Origin of the sequence: Paraburkholderia phenoliruptrix (assembly GCF_047325075.1) — a bacterium.
Taxonomy (GTDB): domain Bacteria; phylum Pseudomonadota; class Gammaproteobacteria; order Burkholderiales; family Burkholderiaceae; genus Paraburkholderia; species Paraburkholderia phenoliruptrix.
In genome coordinates this window covers 2,264,405-2,286,613 of the sequence record NZ_CP168531.1, presented here as the reverse complement: position 1 = coordinate 2,286,613, position 22,209 = coordinate 2,264,405, and the positions used below count along the sequence as shown (strand labels likewise).

Sequence of the window (22,209 nt, the reverse complement as noted above, 5' to 3'; positions counted from 1 at the left end):
TCACAGCACCCGTGCGGCACACGCTTCATCGCCATGCTCCTCACCGTTGCAGCACGTCGCGATTGACGATGTTCGTCGTGAGCGTGCCGGCGAGCGCCGCGACGAGATTTTCCGCCGCGTTGCGCGCCATCGCATGACGCGTCTCGTGCGTCGCCGAGCCGATGTGCGGCAAAGCGACCACGTTCGCCATTTTCAGCAGCGGCGAGTCGGCGGCAAGCGGCTCCTGCTCGAACACGTCGAGACCCGCGCCGTGAATCGTGCCGTTGCCGAGCGCCTCGATGAGCGCCTCTTCGTCGACAATCGCGCCGCGCGACGCATTGATCAGAATGGCGCTTTTCTTCATCGACGCGAGTTCACGCGCGCCGATCAGATGCCGCGTTTGCGCGGTGAGCGGCACTTGCAGACAGACGAAGTCGGCGCTGGCGAGCAGTTCCGGCAACTCGACGCGGCGCGCGCCGTAAGCGGCTTCCGCCTCGGGATTCGCGCTGCGGTTCGTGTACAGCACCCGCATGTTGAAGCCGAGCGCGGCGCGCCGCGCGACCGCGCCGCCAATGCGCCCGAGACCCACGATACCGAGCGTCTTGCCCTGCACGTCCACGCCGAATTGCGCAGGGCCGATGCTGCGCTGCCAGTGCCCCGCCTTCACCCATTCGGCGAGTTCGACGACCCGGCGCGCGGACGCGAGGATGAGCGAAAACACCGTGTCCGCGGTGGATTCCGTCAACACGTCGGGCGTGTGCGCGAGCACGATGCCGCGCCGCGTGAGATCGGCCACGTCGAACTGATCGAAGCCGACGGAGATCGTCGAGAGCGCCTTGAGCCGCGTCGCGCCCTCGAGCATGGCCGGGGTGATCCTGACGCTCGCGCCGATGCCGCCGTCCGCCTCGCGCAAGGCGGCGACGAACGAATCATGGCGGGCGGGATCCGCCTGCACGACGTCGGCATGCTGTTGCAGATACGCGAGCACGTCCTCAGGCAGCGACTTCCACGCGACGATCTTCTTCATCAGCTTATTTTCCTTGCAACGGTGTGGCGAGCGCGTGCCCCGCATGCGCCGTCTGCTGCTGCGGTTTGACGATCAGCGTCAGGATGACCGCGGCGAGCAGCGCCACGCTCATGAACGCATATGATGCCGCTGGGTTTCCCGTCGCGCCGTTCAGATAGCCGACCACATACGAGCCGACGAACGAACCGAGCGCGCCCATGCTGTTGATCAACGCCATCGCGCCGCCCGCGACGTTCTTCGGCAGCAGCTCCGGCACGATCGCGAAGAACGGGCCGTACGGTGCGTACATGGCGGCGCCCGCGATCACGAGCAACGCATACGAGAGCCAGAAATGCGTGCCGCCGAGCGCATACGACGCCGCGAACGCGATCGCGCCGATCAGCAGGAACGGCCAGACGAACACTTTACGGCGGTTGAGTTTATCCGATGCCCACGAGGCTGCAAGCATCGCGATGGTCGCAGCAAGATACGGCAGCGCCGACAGCCAGCCGGTTGCGACCATGCCGAGCGTCGAGCCGTTCTTCAGGATGGACGGTAGCCACAGCACGAAACCATACACGCCGATGCTCCAGCAGAAGTACTGCGCACACAGCTTGACCACCGCCGACGAGCGGAACGCCTCGCCGTAATTGCGCACCGGTTTGATCGCGGCCTGCTCCGCGCGCAGCGTTTCGGCGAGATCGTCTTTCTGCTGCTGCGTGAGCCAGGTGACCTGCTGCGGCTTGTCCTTGACGATGAACCACCAGCACACGGCCCACAGAATCGCGGGCACGCCTTCGGCGATAAACATGTTGCGCCAGCCGAACGAGTGCACGAGATAACCGGACACGACCGACATCCACAGCACCGTCACCGGATTGCCGAGAATCAGGAACGTGTTGGCCCGCGAGCGCTCGCTCTTCGTGAACCAGTTGCTGATGAAGATGAGCATCGCCGGCATCACCGCGGCCTCGACCACGCCGAGCACGAAGCGGATCACCATCAACGAAGGAATGTTGTTGACCATGCCGGTCAGCGCCGCGCAGCCGCCCCACAGAACGAGGCTCCAGAACACGAGCTTCTTGACGCTGCGGCGTTCGGCGTAGATCGCGCCGGGAATCTGGAAGAAGAAATAGCCGAGGAAAAACAGCGCGCCGATCAGCGACGACAGTCCCTTGCTGATGCCGAGGTCCTGGTTGATGCCGGCGGCCGCCGCGAAACCGTAGTTCGCGCGGTCGAGATAAGCGAGGCTGTAGGTGATGAAGACGATCGGCATGATCGTCCACCAGCGGCGGATCGCGAGAGATGAGGTCATGGGGTGTCTCCTTTACGGGCTTCCCGGAACAATGATGAATGGGGCTTGTGCGGCGCTTTTGCGTGGCTTCTGCGTGGCTTGTGCCTCGCTTTGCTTCGCTGGTGAGCGCTCTTGCTGTGATGAATGCGCGCCGCCGCAAGGCGGCGCCGCTTGACGACGCCTCAGGCCGCCTGCGCGACGCTTGCCGGATCGGCGCGCTCCAGCGCGTCGAGTTCGGCACGGCTCGGCAAGCCTTCCGAATCGCCGATCACCTGAATCGCCAGCGCGCCGATGCGGTTGCCGCGTGCGACCGCCTCCGCCAGCGGCTTGCCCTCGAGCAGCGCGCTGATCGCGCCGACGGCGAAACCATCGCCCGCGCCGACCGTATCCACGACGTTCGCGACCGGCTGGCCGGCGATCACGGCGGCAGTGCCGTCGGCGGTGCGGAAATACGCGCCCGCAGCGCCGAGCTTGACGATTACGCCGCGCGCGCCGCGCTCCAGATAGAAGCCAGCGATGTCCTCGGGCTGCGTGTAGCCGGTCAGAATCTCGCCCTCGCCGATGCCGGGCAGCACCCAGTCGGCGAGCGCGGCGAGCGCGTTGAGACCCTCGACCATCGCGGCGCGCGAGGGCCACAGCGTCGGGCGCAGATTCGGGTCGAACGAAATCGTCTTTCCGGCTGCGCGCATCTCACGTGCCAGATGGAACGCGAGGTCCCGCGAGCTCGCGGAGATGGCCGGCGCGACGCCGGTCAGGTGCAGATGACGCGCCGGCAGCACATAGTCCGCGGAGTAATCGGCAACCGACAGGTGGCTCGCCGCCGAGCCGCGGCGAAAATATTCGACGGCGGGATCGCTGCCGTCGTCGGTCTTCGACTTCAACTGGAAGCCGGTCGGGTAGCGCTCGTCGGTACTCACGCAGCGCTGGTCGATGCCTTCCCTCGTCAAGGTGTCGCGCACGTACTGGCCGAACGAGTCGTTGCCGACGCGGCTCATCCAGCCGACCTTGAAGCCGAGCCGCGCGAGGCCGATCGCGACGTTCAGGTCCGCGCCCGCAATGCGTTTCGTAAACTGGCCGACGCCCGCGAGGGGGCCCGTTTCGGCGGCCACGAACATGGCCATGGCTTCGCCGTAGGTGATGATGTCCAATGCTGTGCCTTGGTGAGTCATGGGTTGCTCCTGCCTGGGCGTCGGGGCTGCCGCTGTCTGTGATGCGGTTGTCGGCGTGCCAAGTGCTGCGCCGGCTGTGTTCGATGCTCAGCGCGCTCCGTGACGCGCTCCTTACTGCAATCGTTGCACTCGTTGCGCCTCATGCGCTCATTGCGATTGCTGCGGTCGCAGTTGCGTCGCTCGCGCGTATCTCCTGCCGGCGCTCCCGATGCAGCGGCTCGGCTCGCTGCTCACGCCGCCGCGAGCCAGGCGACGCGCCGCGTGGCATCGTCGTGGATGGCGGCCGCGTCGAGCGGAAACTCGATGCCGCGGGGCACGCCACGCGGCAGCCGCTCGAGCACGGCGGCGAAACGGGCGTCGTCGGCGGCGGGCGCGGTGGCGAAACGGCGTGCGCCCTCGCCCGCAGCGATCTTGCAATGCATGTACTCGACGTAAGGCGCGAGCGCCACGGCTGCGTCGAGCGCCCGCACACCGCACCACGCCCAGTTGCCGACATCGAAAGTCATGCCGAGCAGGTCCGCGTGACCGTCGCGCTTCAATGTATCGAAGAGGCCAACGAACTGATGCAGCGAGCCGCCCTGCGTCAGTTGCCCGTTTTCGACGACGAGCCGCACGTTTGCACCTTTCAACTGCCCGGCGATCGCATCGCCGTCCGCGTGGTCGGCAAAACCGCCTAGTTGAAGCTTCACGAAGCGCGCACCGAGCGCGGCGGCTTCGTCGAGCGCGCGGCGCAGCGCGGCGGCGTCGAGCTGCCCGTCTGCCGTATAGAGCGACGCCGGGGTCGAGTACACCGACCATAAGCCGAGCTGCGCAATGTCCGCACCCAAGCCGGCGAGGCGCGTCGGCGCGGCGTCCGCCTCGTAGCCGAACAATTCGCGACGCACTTCGAAACCGGCAGCCCCGGCGCGCCGGCTCGCCTCCGCCCACTTTCGATGACCGGCCGTGCGCACGGCGTCCGCGCCGAAGGCGCTCGCGACGATGGCTACTTCCACTGCATTTGTCATGTCTCGCTACCGTTTCTTCGTCTATTCGCCGTTTGGAACCGGTTCCAAAAACGAATTTCAAAAAAGCGCCGAAGCGCTTGCGATGTCCGAATAGTGCGCCTGCGTCCGGGCGGGACGCCATAGTGGAAATCCCCAGGCGGCGGCCGGCGAAGTTGCACCTGGGCCAACGTTGGGGCGTGCAAGCTTTAGGCCCCCTCTGCGAGACACATTGTCAGAAACTGCTGCACCGCGCGCGACGGCGTGCCTGCGTGCGGGACGACGATCGAGAGCCGACGCGTCAGCGGCTGCGGAGCCAGAGAAAACACGCGCAACGCACCGTTCTCATGGCGCATCGACATCGCCGAGACGAAGCCGATGCCCATGCCTGCCCGCACGGCTTCCTTCACGCCCTCGACGCCGGCAATTTCCAGCGCCACTCGCATCGGCACGCCCGCGCGGGCGAACGCGCGCTCGACGATCTGCCGCACGCCCGAACCGGCCTCGCGCACGATCAGCGACTCGGCGCCGAGCGCGGCGAGGTCAAGGCCGGAGGCTTGGCCGCCTTGGCCGCCGTGGCGTCCCTCGCCTCGTCCGCCTCCCTCGCCTCGTCCGCCGCCCTCGCCTCGTCCGCCTCGCTCACGTCCTTCGCCTCCTTTCCCGCGTCCCGCAGCTCCCACTTCCCCACCCCCCGCGAGCCGATGCGAGCGCGGCATGATCGCCACGATTTCATCCTCCCGCCAGGCGTGCACGGCCGTGTCGGGCGGCAGGTCCGTGCCCACCGGCCCCTCGATCAGCGCGATGTCCACGGAACCGAGCGCACCGACGATGTCGGTGGTATTCCCGTCGACGGTATGCAGCGCGACTTCCGGATACCGCCTGTGAAAATCCGCGAGCAGATACGGCAGCAGGTAGCTGGCGGGCGTAGTGGTCGCGCCGATCCGCAGCGTGCCGTGTTCGAGGCCGCGCAGCGCGTCGCGGTACGCGTGCGCCTGCCGCCACGTGTCGCGCAGCCGCGCCGCGTACTGCGCCAATTGCTCCCCCGCCGGCGTCAGCCGCACGCCGCGCCCGTCGCGCTGGTAAAGCGGCTCCCCGAACTCGTCCTGCAGCTGGCGCAGCTGTCCGGACACCGCCGGCTGCGACAGATGCAGCGCCAGCGCGGCGCGACTGATGTTCAGATGCTCGGCGACAGCAGCAAACGTTATAAGTTGATCCGGGGTCATCTCATCAAACTATCGGCCAAACGGATAGTTTCCATTCTAAATCACGATTTTTCATATTCATATATCTAATTTAGGATTAGACCCATCGAATCCCGTCAGTCGCGAAGCCTGCCACCATGACCACCGCCCGCCTTACTACCACCACTGCCGAAGCATCGTCCGCCCGCGGCCAGCTCAATGGCATTCTGTTCGTCGCCCTCTTCGCCGCCGCCGTCACGCGGATCGCTGAAATGCCGGCCATTGCCGGCCTCGGCTTGAGCCCGTTGATCGTCGGCATCGTGGCCGGTGCGATTTACGGCAACGCCCTGCGCGACGGCATGCCGGCAAGCTGGGCGGCCGGCGTCAATTTTTCCGCGCGCAAGTTGCTGCGCATCGCGGTCGCGTTCTTCGGGCTGCGCGTGAGCCTCCAGGAAATCGCCCAGGTCGGCTTGCCCGGGCTTGCGGAGTCGGTGCTGATCGTCGTGAGCACGCTTGGGATCGGCACGTGGGCGGGCATGAAAATCATGAAGCTCGACCGCGACACGGCACTTCTCACTGCGGCGGGCAGTGCCATCTGCGGCGCCGCGGCCGTGCTGGCCTTCGAGTCGACGCTGCAATCCAAACCGCACAAAAGCGCGATGGCGGTGGGCAGCGTCGTGCTGTTCGGCACGCTTTCCATGTTCCTCTACCCGGTGCTCTTCAACGCGGGCTGGCTGCATCTCGACACGGTCGGCGCTGGGCTTTTCTTCGGCGGCACGATCCACGAGGTGGCGCAGGTGGTTGGCGCCGCGAGCAATGTGAGCCCGGAGGCGACGCATATCGCCACCATCGTCAAGATGACTCGCGTCATGCTGCTCGTGCCGGTGCTGCTCGTGGTCGGCTTGTGGGTCAACCGCCCGGCGCGCCGCGATGCTTCGAGCGCCGGCGTGCAAGCAGGCGCGCCGGGCCATCCGCAACATGCCGGCAAGCTCGCGATTCCCTGGTTCGCGCTCGGCTTTCTCGCCTTCGTCGTGATCAACTCGCTGCACGTGCTGCCGCAGGCCGCCACCACGACGCTCAATACGATCGACACCTTTGCGTTGACCATGGCCATGACCGCGCTCGGCATCGAAACGCGGGTCTCGCAGATTCGTCAGGCCGGTCCGCGCGCATTGACCACCGGCTTGATCCTGTATGCATGGCTGATCGCGGGCGGACTGGGCATCACATGGGCAGTCCAGCGCCTCTTCGGCTAAACCGCTTTGCGCTCGAACCCACCCCGCCGCGTGCGGGGTTTCGTGCGTTTGGGAAAGCATCCGGCGCCGCCGCGCGGCATACTGGCTGGCGTGCGAAAAACGCAGCGCGCCCTACGAGGCACGAGAAGCAACGCCGTGCATCGACATGCGGTACACAGCGCGACGCGTTCGGCACGACGTTCCTGCAACCCGAATGAGGACAGATCGATGAGCCTGGAACTTTACTATTGGGACGGTCTGCAAGGCCGTGGCGAATTTGTGAGGCTGGCACTCGAAGAAGCCGGCGCGGACTATGTCGAAGTGGCGCGCGGCGAGCCGTCCGAAGGTCTCGGCACCGGCGCGATGATGGCGGTCATGAAAAGCCGTGACGAACCCTACCCGCCGTTCGCGCCGCCGTTTCTGAAAGACGGCGACCTGGTGATCTCGCAGACGGCGAACATCCTGTTTTATCTCGGCCCGCGTCTGAACCTTGCGCCCTCTGTGGAAAGCCTGCGCTACGTGGCAAACGGGCTGCAGCTCACCATTGCCGACATGGTGACCGAGGCGCACGACACGCATCACCCGCTGGCATCCAGCCTCTACTACGAGGATCAGAAAGACGCCGCGAGAGCGCGCGCCCATGACTTCATCGACAACCGGATTCCAAAGTTCATGAACTATTTCGAGCGCGTGTTGAAACAGAATCCGGCCGGAGACGGCTTCATGGTCGGCGACTCGCTCACCTACGTGGACCTCTCGATGTTCCAGCTGATCGACGGACTGCTTTACGCCTTTCCGCGCGCGCTCGCGCGCTTCGCCGACCACTATCCGCGGCTCGCCGCCCTGCATGCCGCGGTGATGAAGCGACCGAAGATCGCCGCGTATCTGCAGTCGGAGCGCCGCATAGAACATAACGAGGCGTGCATCTTCCGGCACTATCCCGAACTCGACAAGGCGGCGGCTTGACCGGGCGCCGTCATTCCCCGTTCCCGCCCCGCCGCGCGCCCGCCTGGTTCAGCGGGCGCGCGGCGGTTGTCGTGCCCGCTTTGCAACCCTTTTTCCGCCCAGTACCGCCGACGTGCTTTCATTCCTGCTGAAGCTGCGCACCCGCGCTCAAGATCTTTTCCGTCTTTCCGACGCCCATACGATGCTCGTCTGGTCGGTGGTGGTCGGCGTCGGCGGCGCCTTTGCAACCATCGCCTTTCGCATGGGCATCGAGGTGCTGCAACTGGCCGTGGCGGGCAAGTCGGGCAGCTTCGTGGAAATGGCGCGCAGCCTGCCGTGGACGGTGCGCATCTGGCTGCCGGCGGCCGGCGGCCTGATCGCCGGCTTTCTGCTGCTGGTCGCGCGGCGTCACGCGGACAAATGCAATCACGTCGACTATATGGAGGCGGTAGCGATCGGCGACGGCGTGGTACCTGTCAGGCTGAGCCTCTGGCGCAGCGTCTCGTCGCTCTTCACGATTGCGAGCGGCGGCTCGATCGGCCGCGAAGGCCCGATGGTGCAGCTTGCCGCGCTGGCGGCCTCGCTGATCGGACGCTGGGTGCACTTCGATCCGCCGCGCCTGCGCCTGCTCGTCGCGTGCGGCGCGGCGGCCGGCATTACCTCGGCGTACAACGCGCCGATCGCGGGCGCGTTCTTCGTCACGGAGATCGTGCTCGGCTCCATCGCCATGGAAAGTTTCGGGCCGGTGGTGGTCGCGGCGGTGGTCGCCAACATCACGATGCGCGAGTTCGCCGGCTACAAGCCGCCGTACGAGATGCCGGTGTTTCCGCCGGTGGCAGGCATCGAGGTGCTGCTCTTCGTCGCGCTCGGTCTGCTGTGCGGCGCGGCTGCGCCGCAGTTTCTGCGGCTGCTCGACGGCTCCAAGGCTCTCTTTCGCAAGCTCTCGTTGCCGCTGCCCGCGCGGCTCGCGCTCGGCGGGCTCGTGGTCGGCATTCTGTCCGTGTGGACGCCCGAGGTTTGGGGCAACGGCTACAGCGTCGTCAATTCGATCCTGCATTCGCCCTGGACGTGGACCGCGCTCGTCGTCGTGCTGGTGTTCAAGCTCGTGGCCACCGCGGCCACCGCGGGTTCGGGCGCGGTGGGCGGGGTCTTCACGCCGACGCTGTTTGTCGGCGCGGTGGTCGGTTCGCTCTTCGGCCAAGGCATGCACGCGCTGTGGCCGCACGGCACCTCGGCGCCCTTTGCCTATGCGATGGTCGGCATGGGCGCGTTTCTCGCGGGCGCCACGCAGGCGCCGCTCATGGCGATTCTGATGATCTTCGAAATGACGCTCAGCTACCAGGTGGTGCTGCCGCTGATGCTGTCGTGCGTGGTCGCGTACTTCGTGTCGCGGGCGATCGGCAAGACGTCGATGTATGAGATCACGCTGCGCCGCAATCAGGAAGAGCAGGAACGCACGCGCCTGCGCGCGACGCAGATGCGCGAGCTGATCCGCCCGGCGCAAACGGTGGTGCCGCCCAACGCGACCGTGCACGACATGACGCGTGTGTTCCTCGAATATCCGGTGAAGTATCTCTATGTCGCCAACGAATCGGGCGCGTTTCTCGGCGTGGTCGCACTGAAGGACATCACCTCCGATCTGCTCGACAACCGCGACACCTCGACGCGAACCGCCGCCGACTACCTGCAGCCGCATTTCGACGTGCTCACGCCGGACATGCCGCTCGGCGTCGCGCTGCAACACTTCATGGCGTTCCAGGGCGAGCGCCTGCCGGTCGTGGAAAGCGCCGCACATCCGCGGCTCGCGGGCGTCGTCTATAAAACGTCGCTGCTCGATGCGTATTTCCGCATGAACCCGACGCGCTGAGGGCGCCGCCGCGGCGCACGCTGCATCGGCGTCGCGCCCGGTCAAAGCACCGCAAACTTTCTACAATGGGAAAAGCGCCGGGGCCGTGTATCGGCATCGGCAGTGCGAGGTTACGCCAGGACGGGTGCGCCGGAGTGCCGCTCGCCCGCTATCCCATCGGAGCGAAAATGAGCGAACCGTCCCTCGATGCCGTGCGCCGCGACCAGGCGGGCTGGATCTTTGTGCATATCGAAGGCGAGCCGTACGACCGCGGCGAACAGCACGGCCAGTTGCTTGCGGCGGAAATCCGCAACGCGATCCGCACCGCCCGCTACCTGGCCAGATGGGACACCGGCGAGGATTTCGACACTTTCGTCGAGGCGGCCGTCTCGCAGTTCGGCAACAAGCTCGACACCGAATTCGCCGACGAAATCCAGGGCATCGCCGACGGCGCGAAGCTGCCGTTCGCGGAAGTGCTGGCGTGGAACGGCTACATGGATCTGCTGCAAAGCTGGTGGCCGGCGCACGCGGCGCAGCAAAAGCCCGCCCTCGGGCTGAAACCCTGGCGGGGCCGGCGCGGCCACCATTGCAGCGCGTTCATTGCGACCGGCAACGCGACGCGCGACGGCCGCATCGTGATGGCGCACAACTCCTGGGACCGCTACGCCGCCGGCGACGCCTTCAACGTCGTGTTCGACATCGTGCCGGATCAGGGCAACCGGATTCTGATGCAGGGCCTGCCGGGCTGCATTTCGAGCCTCACCGATTTCTGGATCACGGCGGCCGGCCTGATGGTGACGGAAACCACCATCTCCAACTTCGTCGGCTACAACGCGGCGGGCGCGCCCGAGTTTTACCGCTCACGGCGGGCGTCGCAGTATGCGAACAGCATCGGCGAATGGTGCGAAATGTTCGCCCTCGCCAACAACGGCGGCTATGCGAACAGCTGGCTGCTCGGCGACATCAAGACCGGCGAAATCGCGCGCTACGAATTGGGGCTGCACTACTCGGGCTTCGAGAGCACGACGGACGGCTTTTACAGCGGCTACAACACGGCGACCGACCTGAAGATCCGCAATCAGGAATGTATCGGCGAAGGCGAAGACTATACCGACGTGCGCAAGAACGGCGCGCGGCGGCTGCGCTTCATGCAGTTGGAAGAGATGCACCGCGGCAAGATAGACGTCGAGCTCGCGAAGGCGATGATCGCCGATCATCACGACGTTTATCTGGACCGCAACGACAACCCGTGCTCCCGCACCATCTGCGGGCATCTGGAACTGGACGACGCGCGTTTCGGCGGCTCGGACCACGGACCGTTCAATCCATGGGGCGCAAACGACGGCAAGGTGGCCGACAGCGAAATGGCGCGCGACATGGCGTTCAGCGCGCGCTGGGGTCATCCGTGCGGGCGGCCGTTCGACGCCCAGGCGTTCATGAAACGGCATCCGCAGTGGAACTGGCTGAACGGCTATATGCGCGACCGGCCTTCGTGGCCGTGGACGCGCTTTGAGGTGCTGCGATAGGTGCTGCGATAGGTGCTGCGATAGGTGCTGCGATAGGTGCCGCAATAGGTGCTACGTGAGATGCCGGGGCGTCCAAACGCCTGAAGATTGCCGCTATCTGGCTGCCATTCCCGCGCCATCATCGGCGATCTACAATGAGAGGTCTCGAGGTGCGTTGCAAGTTTTGCGCGCCGCGCGTGACGAAAGCGCGCGGCCTCGCAGCCCGGCCTCGCGCGGCTTGTGCTTTCCTTTCGACGCGAGGACGGCACAGCCCTTGCTGAACTCTTAGCGCCGCATGAGCTGAGGAGGTCGGGCATGAAAACCTCGACGCTGTTGACCATGGTGACGCTGTCCGCTTCGTGCTTTGCCGCGCCGGTTCACACCGCGCAGGAGAGCATGCCGGCGAACACGCTTGCCGCCCGCGCGAACGCCGCGCCAGTCGCTCCGGCGGCGCCCGACGTGGCCGTCACCGACGACAATCGCCCACAACAATGGCAGCATATCGTTTTGCCGAAGTCGCGGCATCCCGAGCGGGGGTATGCGGCGCGCAACGAGCATCTGCAGACCTGAGCGCGATGCCGCTCGCGTGAGCTTCCCGGTCGGCCGCGATCGAGGGGGCCTATGCGGCGAACCGGCTCGCCGTCGCTCCGGCAGCAAGGCGCGACGCCAGGTCGGGTTACGTCGGCGCGCGCAGTGCCAGCCGCGGCCCTTATTGACTTCAACCGTACCAGCAGGAGCGCTTGCATGACGGCATCGTCCATTCCCGGGGAATCCATCGACCTCCAGATCTCCGACCTGCTCAGCGAAGTCCGCTTTCCGGTCAACAAGGACGCGCTCGTCGACGCGGCCCGCGAGGCGGGCGCGAGCAACGAGGTGCTGTCGATGCTCGACGGCCTGCCTGAGCAGGACTACGCGGACGTCGATGCCGTCACGCGTCTGATCGGCGGCAATTTCGGGCCGGGTCTGAGCGCGTGAGCGGGCATGCGCACGCGCCGCGACGCCTTGCGGCGTCGGTGGAAAAGCACGGCGTGGACTGGATCTATCGCTCGCCGCCGTCGACCGCCGCGGGTGGCGACGGTGGCATGAACGGCGCAGGCGGCATCGAGCGGATCGAAGCGTTTTTCCACGGCGCCGGCTACGCGATGCACCGCCACGATACCTACGCGATCGGCCGCACGCTCGCGGGCGTGCAGAGCTTTCGCTATCGCGGCAGCCTGCGCCACAGCCTGCCCGGCGGCACCATCGTGCTGCATCCGGATGAGCCGCACGACGGCCAGGCCGGCACCGGCGAAGGCTTCCGCTATCGCATGATCTATGTCGATCCGGCGCTCTTTCAGGAGGCGCTCGGCGGCAAGCCGCTGCCTTTCGTCAAAGGCGGTTTATCGGACGATCCGCGCCTTTTCGCCGCCACACGCAACCTGCTCCGCGGCATGGATCGCGCGATGGACCCGCTCGAACAGGACGACGGCCTCTACGAACTCGCCATGGCGCTTCACGCGGCCGCGGGCGCCGCGCCGACGCGCCGCCCGGTGGATTACGCCGCCGCCCGGCGAGCCCGCGAATTTCTGCTGGCTTCGCTCGAGCGCGCCGTGACCCTCGACGACGTGGCCGCCGCCGCGGGGCGCGACCGTTGGAGCCTCTCGCACGATTTCCGCGCCCTCTTCGGCACGAGCCCGCACCGCTATCTGACCATGCGGCGGCTCGACCTCGTGCGTCAACTTGCGCTCGCGGGCCTGCCGCTCGCGGACGCGGCCGCCGCCAGCGGCTTTTCCGATCAAAGCCATATGACGCGGCACTTCAGGCGCGCGTGGGGCGTCGCGCCCGGCCAGTGGCTCGCCATGCTCGGGACTTTGCCGCGGCGTACCGGCGAGGCGTGAAGCGGAGGCTCGGCGATTCACACGGTTCACGCGGTTCACGCGGTTCACGCATGTCCAGCCTCCCACGCCTCCCCGGCCTTCGCGCCCACAAACGTTCAAGACCCGCCCGCTCATGGCCGGTTACGCTCTTTCCCGAGACAGCAACCATCTTTTGAAGGAGCATCCGCATGTCCAGCACCCCGAGCGCCCCGCAGACCTACCGCGCCATCAACTTCGCTGAAAAACTCGCGCTCTTTCGCGATCAGTGGCAGCCCCGCGTCGTGGCCGAAATGAACGACTACCAGTTCAAGGTCGTGCGTATCGAAGGCGATTTCATGTGGCATCAGCACGCCGACACCGACGAGACCTTCATCGTGCTCGACGGCCGGCTGCGCATCGACATGCGCGACGGCTTCGTGACGCTGTCGGCGGGCGAAATGTTCGTCGTGCCGAAGGGCACCGAGCACAAACCGTTCGCAGAAGGCGAGGTCAAGCTGCTGCTGATCGAGCCGCGCGGCGTCAGGAATACCGGCGAGGACACCAACGAACGCACGGCCGCCAACGATCTCTGGATCTGAGCCGCGCCGCGCTCAGGCCGGCAACGGCGCGGCGGCGACCGCTCGCGGCCCCGAGCGCCGGGCTGCGGAACGGGCAAGCGCAGCCGCGTGCCTCGCATGGGGCGAATCGCGGGCCGGCGCGGTGACGTCCGACTCGAAATGGTCGACGAGGTGATCGACGAACGTCCGCACCTTGGCCGGCAAGTGAAGGCGGCTGGGATAGGCAATCGTGATCTCGATCTCCGGCAGACGGTAATCGCGGAGCAGTTCGACAAGCCGGCCGGCCGCCAGATCGCGGCCGATCAGATAGCTCGGCAGGATGGCGACGCCCATGCCGAGCAGCGCGAACTGCCGCAGCATTTCGCTGTTGTTCGCGGCGATCGCGTTGGCGGTCCTCACGCGCACGAGGCCCTCCGGTCCGCTGAAGAGCCGTTCCTCGCCGCCCTGCTCGGGCGGCCGGCTCAGGCACGGATGCGCCAGCAGATCGTCGGGCCGCGCCGGCGTGCCGTGCTGCGCCAGGTAGTCCGGCGTCGCGCAGACGGTCAACTGACAGGTGGTGAGCCGCCGCGTCACGATGCTCGCGCTGCGAGCCGGACGCCCGACCATGATGCCGACGTCGAAACCTTCTTCGACGAGATCCGCCTGCCGGTCGGCAAGCGTCACGTCGGGCACCACCTCGGGATAGCGCGCGGCGTAGGACTGCACCGCCGGGGCGAGGCTCTGCAGCCCGAACACCACGGGTGCCACGATCCGCAAAGTCCCGACGGGCTCATGATGACGCGCCGCCAGCATCTGCTCGACGCCTTCCAGATCGTCGAGGATATGGCGCACGCGCTCCAGATAGGTCGCACCCGCTTCGGTCAGCGAAAGACGGCGCGTGGTGCGATTGAGCAAACGCGTGCCGAGCCGTGCTTCGAGATCCGCCACATGCCGGGTGACCACGGCGGTGGACAGATCCAGCGCATTGGCCGCGCGGACGAAACTGCCGAGGTCCGCCACTCTGACGAACACGCGCATGGACTGCAATTGATTCATGGGACGACTCCTGCCTCGAGATGCCGGGCCGGCGCAGCGCTGCCGCCTGTCTCACCCGCGCGGCAAGGCTCGCGCGGATTTGCCCAACGAATCGATTGTATCGACCCGACCTGTCCCAACCCTGACCTGTGGATGGCAAGCGTGTCAGCTTGGGCGACGCGTCGATACCACAGCTTGACGCAGGAGTACGGCGTTTGACTAGGTATAAACCCTTAGAGGCTGGTAAGATATCGCCAGAAAGAAATTCACTGCCAGCCGATTGCCATGACACATCGTTTCCAGCTTCTCGAAAAAATCGCGTTTTCTCTGGTCTGCTGGTCCGCCGCAGCCTGCTCGGCCTTCATCGCTTATGAGCGCTGCCCGGACATCAAGGTCGTCCTGCACGCGGGCGAGGAAGTGCTGCGCTACAGCGGCGAGTATTCGTTCGTCTGCGCGAGCCCCGTCGCCGATAGCTGCACGCAACTCGCTACGAACTGATTCGGGCACGTTTGCCCGGTGACGCAGGGCGCCGCCCCGCCCTGCTGCGCTTGCGCTCCGGGCTCCGCCGGGAGCGTTGCGCGCCTCAGGCGCTGCGCCCGTACACGACGCGCGCGAAAAAGCCCGTCAGCACCGCTTCCGCCATTTCTCCGGGCACGTTCTGCGGATCCACCGCATGGAAGAACTGCACGCCGTCGCACAAACCCATCAGCCCCATGGCCAGCATCTCGGCCGGCAGCGGCACCGGCGTGCCGACGCGTTCTGAAAATTCGCGGACATACGCCGCCAGCTGCTCCAGCTTTTCATGCAGGAAAGCGTTGAAACGCAGCCTGAAACGGCCATCGCGCACGGCGAGCAACTTCGCCTCCACCCACAGCAGAAAGCATTTGTTCTCGCGAGGCAGATTGCTGTAGTAGCGCATCACGCGCTCTTCCATCTGTTCGCGCGTGGCCGCGTCTTCGAAAATGGCCCGCAGGCCGGCCTGCATGGTTTCATGGTCGCGCCGCAGCAACTCGAGAAAGAGCTCGCTCTTGCTGCGGAAATTCGAATAGAACGCACCGCGCGTATAGCCCGCCGCGGCGGCGATGTCCTCGACACTCGCCGCGACAAAGCCCTTCTTCATAAAAATTGCTTGCGCAGCGTCGAGCAGACGTTGCCGCGTCTGGTCCTTGCTCTGCTCGCGTGTCAGTCGTTGCCGTTTCATGGCCGCAAGTCTAGCACCGAAAAGAATTCCGATTCACCTCGACATTCAAATACAGGTGTGTATTAGAATGCGAGCCATCATTGGAAGTCAGATGCGTATGCCGATTGCATGAGCGGGCCTGCGCTGTTCGCGGCGGCGTTGCGGCTTGCCGTCATTCTTCGCTGTTTCCTGTTGGGGTCATTGTGAAGCGTCCCGTTTTTCCGGCATCGTTGGCGATGCGTCGGCAGGTCCATCGTCTCGCGCGGCATCGCGAGCCGCAGCACGCGGCTCTGGCGCTTGCTCTCGCGGGCGTCCTTGCTTTAAGCGGATGCTCGAAGAAAGAGGCGGCGGCGCCCGAGCCGCGGCCTGTGGTGGCCGTCGCGGTCCATGCGGACGGCAATACGGCGCCCGTGATGTCCTTGCCCGGTGAAGTGCAGGCGCGCTACTCGACGCCGCTGTCGTTTCGCGTCGGCGGCAAGATCGTCGAGCGGCGCGTGCGCCTCGGCGACATAGTGAAGAATGGCCAGATCGTCGCCCGGCTCGATCCCGCCGATGCGCAGAAGAACGCAGCCGGCGCGCAAGCCCAGCTTGCCGCCGCGGCGCACAGCTATGAGTACGCCAGACAGCAGCTCGAGCGCGACCGCGCCCAGGCCAAAGAAAATCTGATCGCGCCCGCGCAACTCGAGCAGACCACGAACGCCTATGCGTCCGCCGCCGCCCAGTGGGATCAGGCCGCGCAGCAGGCGGCGCTCGCCAAAGACCAGTTGCAATACACCACGCTCGTCGCCGATCACGCGGGCGTCATCACCGCGGAGCAGGCCGACACCGGTCAGAACGTGTCGGCGGGCCAGGCCGTCTACAACCTCGCGTGGAGCGGCGAGCTCGACGTAGTCTGCGACGTGCCCGAAAGCGCGCTCGCCGCCCTCGCCCTCGGACAGACGGCGAAAGTCACGCTCGGCGCGTTGCCGGGCCGTACATTCACCGCGCGCGTGCGCGAACTTTCGCCCGCCGCCGATCCGCAGAGCCGCACGTACCGCGCGAAGCTCACGCTCGACAATCCGGGGCCCGACGTGCGCCTCGGCATGACCGCCGACATCGCGCTCAGCGTGCGTTCGTCATCAACGGCAAGCGGCGCTGAAGCTCAACACGGCTTTTTCGTGCTGCCGGCCACCGCGCTCTTTCACGACGGCAAAGAGCCGGCGGTATGGGTCGTGCGCGCGGCGGACAGCAAGCTGGAACTGCGCCGCGTCACGGTCGCGCGCTATGACGAGCGCACGATCGTCGTGAGCCAGGGCCTGAAGGACGGCGAGCACGTGGTGTTGCAAGGCGTGCACACGGTGAGCGCGGGCGAGCCGGTCCGCGCCATCGCGCCGCTGCACCCCGAGGACTTCGCTTCATGAGCACGACGCCCGAAGAAGGACGCTTCAATCTCTCCGCATGGGCGTTGCGCCATCAGGCGCTGGTCGTGTTTCTGATCGCCCTCGCCACCGCGTTCGGCATCCTCGCGTACACGCGTCTTGCGCAATCCGAAGACCCGCCGTTCACGTTCCGCGTGATGGTGATCCGCACTTTCTGGCCCGGCGCGACCGCGCGGCAGGTGCAGGAGCAGGTGACCGACCGCATCGGCCGCAAGCTGCAGGAAACGCCCGCCATCGACTTTCTGCGCAGCTACTCGCGCCCCGGCGAGTCGCTGATCTTTTTCACGATGAAGGACTCCGCGCCGGTCAGCGAGGTGCCGGCCACCTGGTACCAGGTGCGCAAGAAGGTCGGCGACATGGCGGCCACCTTGCCGCAGGGCGTCCAGGGGCCGTTCTTCAACGACGAATTCGGCGACGTCTACACCAACATCTACACGCTCGAAGGCGACGGCTTTTCGCCCGCGCATCTGCACGACTACGCGGACCAGTTGCGCACCGTGCTGCTGCGCGTGCCCGGCGTCGCAAAGGTCGACTATTTCGGCGACCCTGATCAGCACATCTACATCGAGATCAGCAACACGCAGCTCACGCGCCTCGGCATCTCGCCGCAGCAGCTCGGCCAGGCGATCAACGGGCAAAACGCGGTGTCGCCGGCGGGCACGCTGACCACGGCGGACGACCGCGTGTTCGTGCGTCCTTCCGGCCAGTTCCCGACCGTCGAGGCGCTCGCCGACACGCTGATCCGCATCAACGGCCGCTCGTTCCGGCTCGGCGATATCGCGACGATCAAGCGCGGCTACGACGACCCCGTCGTCACGCAGATGCGCGCGGGCGGCAAGCCGGTGCTCGGCATCGGCGTGACGATGCAGCCGGGCGGCGACGTGATCCGCCTCGGCAAGGCGCTCGACGCCGAAATGCTGCGCCTGCGCCGCGCCCTGCCCGCCGGCCTGCAATTGACGGAAGTGTCGAGCATGCCGCACGCGGTTGCCCATTCCGTCGACGACTTTCTGGAAGCCGTGGCCGAAGCCGTCGCGATCGTGCTGGTGGTCAGCCTGGTCTCGCTCGGCGTGCGCACCGGCATGGTGGTAGTCATCTCGATCCCGGTCGTGCTCGCCGTCACGGCGCTGTGCATGTATCTGTTCGACATCGGTCTGCACAAGGTCTCGCTGGGCACGCTCGTGCTTGCGCTCGGGCTGCTGGTCGACGACGCGATCATCGCCGTGGAAATGATGGCGGTGAAACTGGAGCAAGGCTGGAACCGCACGCGCGCCGCGGCGTTCGCCTATACCAGCACTGCGTTTCCGATGCTGACCGGCACGCTCGTCACCGTGTCGGGTTTTCTGCCCATCGCGCTCGCCAGGTCGAGCACGGGTGAATACACGCGCTCCATTTTCGAAGTGTCGGCCATTGCGTTGATTGCGTCGTGGCTCGCGGCGGTCGTGCTGATTCCGCTGCTCGGCTATCACCTGCTGCCCGAGCGCAAGCGCGCGGCGCACGAGGCCCGCAACGCAGAGGCGCACGAGCATGAGCACGACATCTACGACACGCGCTTTTACACGCGTCTGCGCGGCTGGATCGGCTGGTGTATCGAGCGGCGCTTCGTCGTGCTCGCCGTGACTGTCGTGCTGTTTCTGCTGGCCATGGCGGGCTTCTCGCTCGTGCCGCAGCAGTTCTTTCCGAGCTCGGACCGGCCCGAGCTGCTCGTGGACGTGCGCCTGCCCGAGGGCGCTTCGTTCGAAGCAACGCTGCGCGAGGCGAAGCGGCTCGAGAAGGCGCTCGTGGGACGCCCCGAGATCGATCACTCGGTGGACTTTGTCGGCAGCGGCGCGCCGCGTTTTTATCTGCCGCTCGATCAGCAACTGGCGCAGCCGAATTTCGCGCAGTTCGTGATCACCGCGAAGTCCGTGAAAGACCGCGAGAAACTGGCGCAATGGCTCGAGCCGGAGCTGCGCAATCATTTCCCCGCGATCCGCACGCGCCTGTCGCGCCTCGAAAACGGTCCGCCCGTCGGTTATCCCGTGCAGTTTCGCGTGAGCGGCGACGACATCGCGACGGTGCGCGCGATCGCCGGGCGCGTCGCCGCTACGCTGCGCGCGGACCCCGGCACGCGCAACGTGCAGTTCGACTGGGACGAACCGGCCGAGCGCTCCGTGCGCTTCGAGGTCGACCAGAAAAAGGCGCGCGAGCTAGGCGTGAGCTCCGACGACATATCGAGCTTCCTCGCGATGACGCTCTCCGGCTATACGGTCACGCAGTACCGCGAGCGCGACAAGCTGATCAGCGTCGATCTGCGCGCGCCGAAGGCCGAGCGCGTGGACCCCGCGAAGCTCGTCATGCTCGCCATGCCGACGCCGAACGGCGCGGTGCCGCTCGGCACGCTCGGGCATCTGCGTAACGATCTGGAATACGGCGTGATCTGGGAACGCGACCGCCAGCCGACCATCACCGTGCAATCCGACGTGGCGCCGGGCGCGCAAGGCATTGACGTGACGCATGCCGTGGACCGCGCGCTCGTGCCGATTCGCGCGAGCCTGCCGGTCGGCTACCGGATCCAGATTGGCGGTTCCGTCGAGGAAAGCGGCAAGGGCCAGACGTCGATCAATGCGCAGATACCGATCATGATCGTCGCCGTGCTCACGCTGCTGATGGTGCAACTGCAAAGCGTCGCGCGGGTGCTGATGGTGGTGCTCACCGCGCCGCTCGGATTGATCGGCGTGGTCCTCACGCTGCTGCTGTTCGGCCAGCCGTTCGGCTTTGTCGCGATGCTCGGCGTGATTGCAATGTTCGGCATCATCATGCGCAACTCGGTGATTCTCGTCGACCAGATCGAGCAGGACATTGCCGCCGGGCATAAGCGTTTCGACGCGATTGTCGGCGCGACCGTGCGGCGCTTCAGGCCCATCACGCTGACCGCCGCGGCCGCCGTGCTCGCGTTGATTCCGCTCCTGCGCTCGAATTTTTTCGGACCGATGGCGACCGCGCTGATGGGCGGCATTACGAGCGCGACCATCCTCACCCTGTTCTATCTGCCGGCGCTCTATGCGATGTCGTTCAGAGTGCGCAACGACGAGCGCGAGCCGCCGACGCCGTCCGCGTCCGGCGCCGCGCATACGGGAAATTGAGCATGACCTACTTCGCCGATTCGCGGCTTTGCCGCAGCGCTTCGTTTCTCGCACCGGCGCGCCTCGCGTGGAGCGCCGCCCTTGCCGTCTGCACGCTGACGCTGGCGGCCTGCTCGTTCGGACCGAACGGCGAGCCGCCGGCTCTGCCGCAGCCCGTCCACTACGGCAGCGAGCCGCAGCCCGCGCAAACAGTGGCCGCGCAAGGTGTTGCACAACAGTTCATGATCGGTGCAAAGCCGGTGCCCGAATGGTGGACGCTGTATAGGTCAGATGCGCTGAACGCGCTCGTCGACGAAGGGCTCTGCAACAGCCCGTCGCTTGCCGCCACCGAACAGACGCTCGCCGCCGCGCGTGAGCAACTGCGCGCGCAAGTCGGCAGCTCGATGCTGCCCACCATCGACGCGGGCGGCCAGGCCACGCGCAACCGCGCGCTGGCGATTCCCGAGATCGGCTCGAACACGTTTCTCTACAACATCTTCGTGGGCCAATTGCAGGCGCACTACACGATCGACCTGTTCGGCGCCTCGCGTCTCGCCGATGCCGCGTTGGCCGCGCGCGTGAACGTGCAGGCGTACCAACTCGATGCCGCGCGGCGCGCGCTCGCCGCCAATATCGTGAGTGCCGCGATCACGAGCGCCGCGTTGCGCGCGCAGATCGACACGACAGAACGGCTCTTGACGCTCGCCGACGATCAGGCGCGCGACGCCGCGCGACGCCATGCGCTCGGCGCCGTGTCGCATGCCGATCAGTTGAGCGCGCAACAAAGCGCGGCGAGCGTGTCGGCGAGTCTGCCCGGGCTCAAACAGCAATGGCAGAGCACCCGTCACGCGCTCGCCGTGCTGCTCGGCCGCACGCCGGACGCCGCGCCCGGCGACCTCGAACTGGCCGCACTGCATTTGCCCGAGCAGGTGCCGGTCGTCGTGCCGAGCGAGCTGCTGCGCGCGCGGCCGGACATAGAGGCCGCCGACGCCGCCCTGAAAGCCGCCGCCGCCGATGTCGGCGTGGCGACCGCGCAGATGTTTCCGAGCCTGTCGTTGAGCGCGTCGATGGGACAAGGCGGCTTTAGCTGGCCGGTCGCGCTCTCGGGAGCGGGCGCCATCTGGAGCATCGGCGCCTCGCTGTCGCAGCCGCTCTTTCACGGCGGCGCGCTGGCGGCACAACGCCGCGCGGCCATGAACACTTACGAGGCAACCGTCTCGCAATACAAGCAAACGGTGCTCGCCGCGTTCCAGAATGTCGCCGACACGCTTGCCGCGCTCGAACATGACGCACAGGCGCTCGAGGCCGCGAACACGGCGGCGCGTTCGGCGCAGGGCATTGTCGATGAAACGTCGGGGCGTTACCGGCTCGGCGCTGTGCCGCTCGCGTCGGCGCGCGCGAGCGAGCAGCAGTTTCGCAATGCGCAGCTCGACGAAATCCGCTACACGAGCGCGCGGCTCGCGGATACGGCGGCGCTTTTTCAGGCGATGGGCAGTTTGCCGGTGGCGGCCGACGGTAAGCAGAGCCCGCGGGCGACTTCGGAAGCAGCGTCGCAGACAGGCTCGGAAGTAACGAACGCGAAACCTGGTGGTTCGAATTGATACGCCGGATTGATGCCACCGAATTGACCCAGCGGACCGTCGCGCGCACGGCTCGCTTCGCAGTTATCCCCAACCGATGTTGAAGAGCCTGTTGAAAACCTTCTGACAAGCGGGCTAAGCCGTTGAACGCATTGGAGTAATGCGGCGCGGTGCGAAATGATGCATGACACCGGCGAGGTGTCAGTGGGAAAGCGCACACAACCTGTGCGCTCGCCGAGGTTATCCCCAGTTTTTGTTGACAGCCTTGTTGATAACCTCGGGACCGCGCATTCAAGTGCTTGAAGCGTAGGGCTTTATGAAGCGCGGCGCCGGTGGATGCAAGCCCGCCGGCGCGCCCGCGTT

19 protein-coding genes are annotated in these 22,209 nt (G+C 66.3%); 12 read left to right on the top strand and 7 right to left on the bottom strand.

What is annotated here, in order from left to right:
- Positions 1-40: 40 nt before the first annotated feature.
- The 5 genes from ACEN8U_RS22320 to ACEN8U_RS22300 all read right to left on the bottom strand — a co-directional run bounded on the left by ACEN8U_RS22320 (position 41) and on the right by ACEN8U_RS22300 (position 5,651).
- Positions 41-1,006, bottom strand: coding sequence for a D-glycerate dehydrogenase (locus ACEN8U_RS22320; protein WP_310110212.1), 966 nt, complete (start codon positions 1,004-1,006; stop codon positions 41-43).
- Positions 1,007-1,010: 4 nt separating this feature from the next.
- Positions 1,011-2,300: an MFS transporter gene (locus ACEN8U_RS22315; protein ID WP_310110211.1), complete on the bottom strand. Its 1,290-nt coding sequence runs from the start codon at positions 2,298-2,300 to the stop codon at positions 1,011-1,013.
- A 161-nt stretch (positions 2,301-2,461) separates the two neighbouring features.
- Positions 2,462-3,448 (bottom strand): sugar kinase, encoded by a 987-nt coding sequence (locus ACEN8U_RS22310; protein WP_310110210.1) that lies wholly within the window; start codon positions 3,446-3,448, stop codon positions 2,462-2,464.
- A 230-nt stretch (positions 3,449-3,678) separates the two neighbouring features.
- Entirely contained in the window at positions 3,679-4,452 is a 774-nt protein-coding gene (locus tag ACEN8U_RS22305; protein WP_310110209.1) for a TIM barrel protein, read from the bottom strand.
- A gap of 185 nt (positions 4,453-4,637) precedes the next feature.
- The gene (locus ACEN8U_RS22300) at positions 4,638-5,651 is read right to left on the bottom strand and encodes a LysR family transcriptional regulator (RefSeq protein WP_310110208.1); all 1,014 of its coding nucleotides are present in this window, start codon (positions 5,649-5,651) and stop codon (positions 4,638-4,640) included.
- Between the two features lie 116 nt (positions 5,652-5,767).
- Between ACEN8U_RS22300 and ACEN8U_RS22295 the strand changes: the two genes are divergently transcribed.
- The 8 genes from ACEN8U_RS22295 (at position 5,768) to ACEN8U_RS22260 (ending at position 13,574) form a co-directional block, all read left to right on the top strand.
- Positions 5,768-6,865, top strand: coding sequence for a YeiH family protein (locus tag ACEN8U_RS22295; protein WP_310110207.1), 1,098 nt, complete (start codon positions 5,768-5,770; stop codon positions 6,863-6,865).
- Between the two features lie 207 nt (positions 6,866-7,072).
- The gene (locus ACEN8U_RS22290) at positions 7,073-7,810 is read left to right on the top strand and encodes a glutathione S-transferase family protein (RefSeq protein ID WP_013588168.1); all 738 of its coding nucleotides are present in this window, start codon (positions 7,073-7,075) and stop codon (positions 7,808-7,810) included.
- Between the two features lie 112 nt (positions 7,811-7,922).
- The gene (locus ACEN8U_RS22285; protein ID WP_310110206.1) at positions 7,923-9,656 is read left to right on the top strand and encodes a ClcB-like voltage-gated chloride channel protein; all 1,734 of its coding nucleotides are present in this window, start codon (positions 7,923-7,925) and stop codon (positions 9,654-9,656) included.
- Positions 9,657-9,823: 167 nt separating this feature from the next.
- Positions 9,824-11,161 (top strand): C45 family autoproteolytic acyltransferase/hydolase, encoded by a 1,338-nt coding sequence (locus tag ACEN8U_RS22280; RefSeq protein ID WP_013588166.1) that lies wholly within the window; start codon positions 9,824-9,826, stop codon positions 11,159-11,161.
- A gap of 294 nt (positions 11,162-11,455) precedes the next feature.
- A complete protein-coding gene (locus ACEN8U_RS22275; RefSeq protein ID WP_013588165.1) occupies positions 11,456-11,710 on the top strand; it encodes a hypothetical protein in 255 nt (84 codons plus the stop codon).
- Between the two features lie 174 nt (positions 11,711-11,884).
- Complete coding sequence (locus ACEN8U_RS22270) at positions 11,885-12,115, top strand: DUF2795 domain-containing protein (RefSeq protein ID WP_013588164.1); 231 nt, start codon at positions 11,885-11,887, stop codon at positions 12,113-12,115.
- Positions 12,112-13,017: an AraC family transcriptional regulator gene (locus ACEN8U_RS22265; RefSeq protein WP_310110204.1), complete on the top strand. Its 906-nt coding sequence runs from the start codon at positions 12,112-12,114 to the stop codon at positions 13,015-13,017. The genes ACEN8U_RS22270 and ACEN8U_RS22265 overlap by 4 nt, the downstream gene beginning before the upstream one ends.
- Positions 13,018-13,184: 167 nt before the next feature.
- The gene (locus ACEN8U_RS22260; RefSeq protein ID WP_310110203.1) at positions 13,185-13,574 is read left to right on the top strand and encodes a cupin domain-containing protein; all 390 of its coding nucleotides are present in this window, start codon (positions 13,185-13,187) and stop codon (positions 13,572-13,574) included.
- A 12-nt stretch (positions 13,575-13,586) separates the two neighbouring features.
- On the opposite strand, the gene ACEN8U_RS22255 is transcribed toward ACEN8U_RS22260, so the two are convergent.
- Positions 13,587-14,588, bottom strand: coding sequence for a LysR family transcriptional regulator (locus ACEN8U_RS22255; protein WP_310110201.1), 1,002 nt, complete (start codon positions 14,586-14,588; stop codon positions 13,587-13,589).
- A 264-nt stretch (positions 14,589-14,852) separates the two neighbouring features.
- Between ACEN8U_RS22255 and ACEN8U_RS22250 the strand changes: the two genes are divergently transcribed.
- A complete protein-coding gene (locus tag ACEN8U_RS22250) occupies positions 14,853-15,065 on the top strand; it encodes a hypothetical protein (protein ID WP_013588160.1) in 213 nt (70 codons plus the stop codon).
- An 85-nt stretch (positions 15,066-15,150) separates the two neighbouring features.
- Here the strand turns inward: ACEN8U_RS22250 and ACEN8U_RS22245 are convergent, their stop codons facing one another.
- The gene (locus ACEN8U_RS22245; protein ID WP_310110200.1) at positions 15,151-15,768 is read right to left on the bottom strand and encodes a TetR/AcrR family transcriptional regulator; all 618 of its coding nucleotides are present in this window, start codon (positions 15,766-15,768) and stop codon (positions 15,151-15,153) included.
- Between the two features lie 215 nt (positions 15,769-15,983).
- On the opposite strand from ACEN8U_RS22245, the gene ACEN8U_RS22240 reads away from it, so the two are divergent.
- The 3 genes from ACEN8U_RS22240 to ACEN8U_RS22230 are packed head-to-tail and all read left to right on the top strand — an operon-like array spanning position 15,984 to position 21,867.
- The gene (locus ACEN8U_RS22240; RefSeq protein ID WP_310110198.1) at positions 15,984-17,147 is read left to right on the top strand and encodes an efflux RND transporter periplasmic adaptor subunit; all 1,164 of its coding nucleotides are present in this window, start codon (positions 15,984-15,986) and stop codon (positions 17,145-17,147) included.
- Positions 17,144-20,287 (top strand): efflux RND transporter permease subunit, encoded by a 3,144-nt coding sequence (locus ACEN8U_RS22235; RefSeq protein WP_310110197.1) that lies wholly within the window; start codon positions 17,144-17,146, stop codon positions 20,285-20,287. The genes ACEN8U_RS22240 and ACEN8U_RS22235 overlap by 4 nt, the downstream gene beginning before the upstream one ends.
- A gap of 2 nt (positions 20,288-20,289) precedes the next feature.
- Positions 20,290-21,867, top strand: coding sequence for an efflux transporter outer membrane subunit (locus ACEN8U_RS22230; protein WP_310110195.1), 1,578 nt, complete (start codon positions 20,290-20,292; stop codon positions 21,865-21,867).
- Positions 21,868-22,209: the final 342 nt, after the last annotated feature.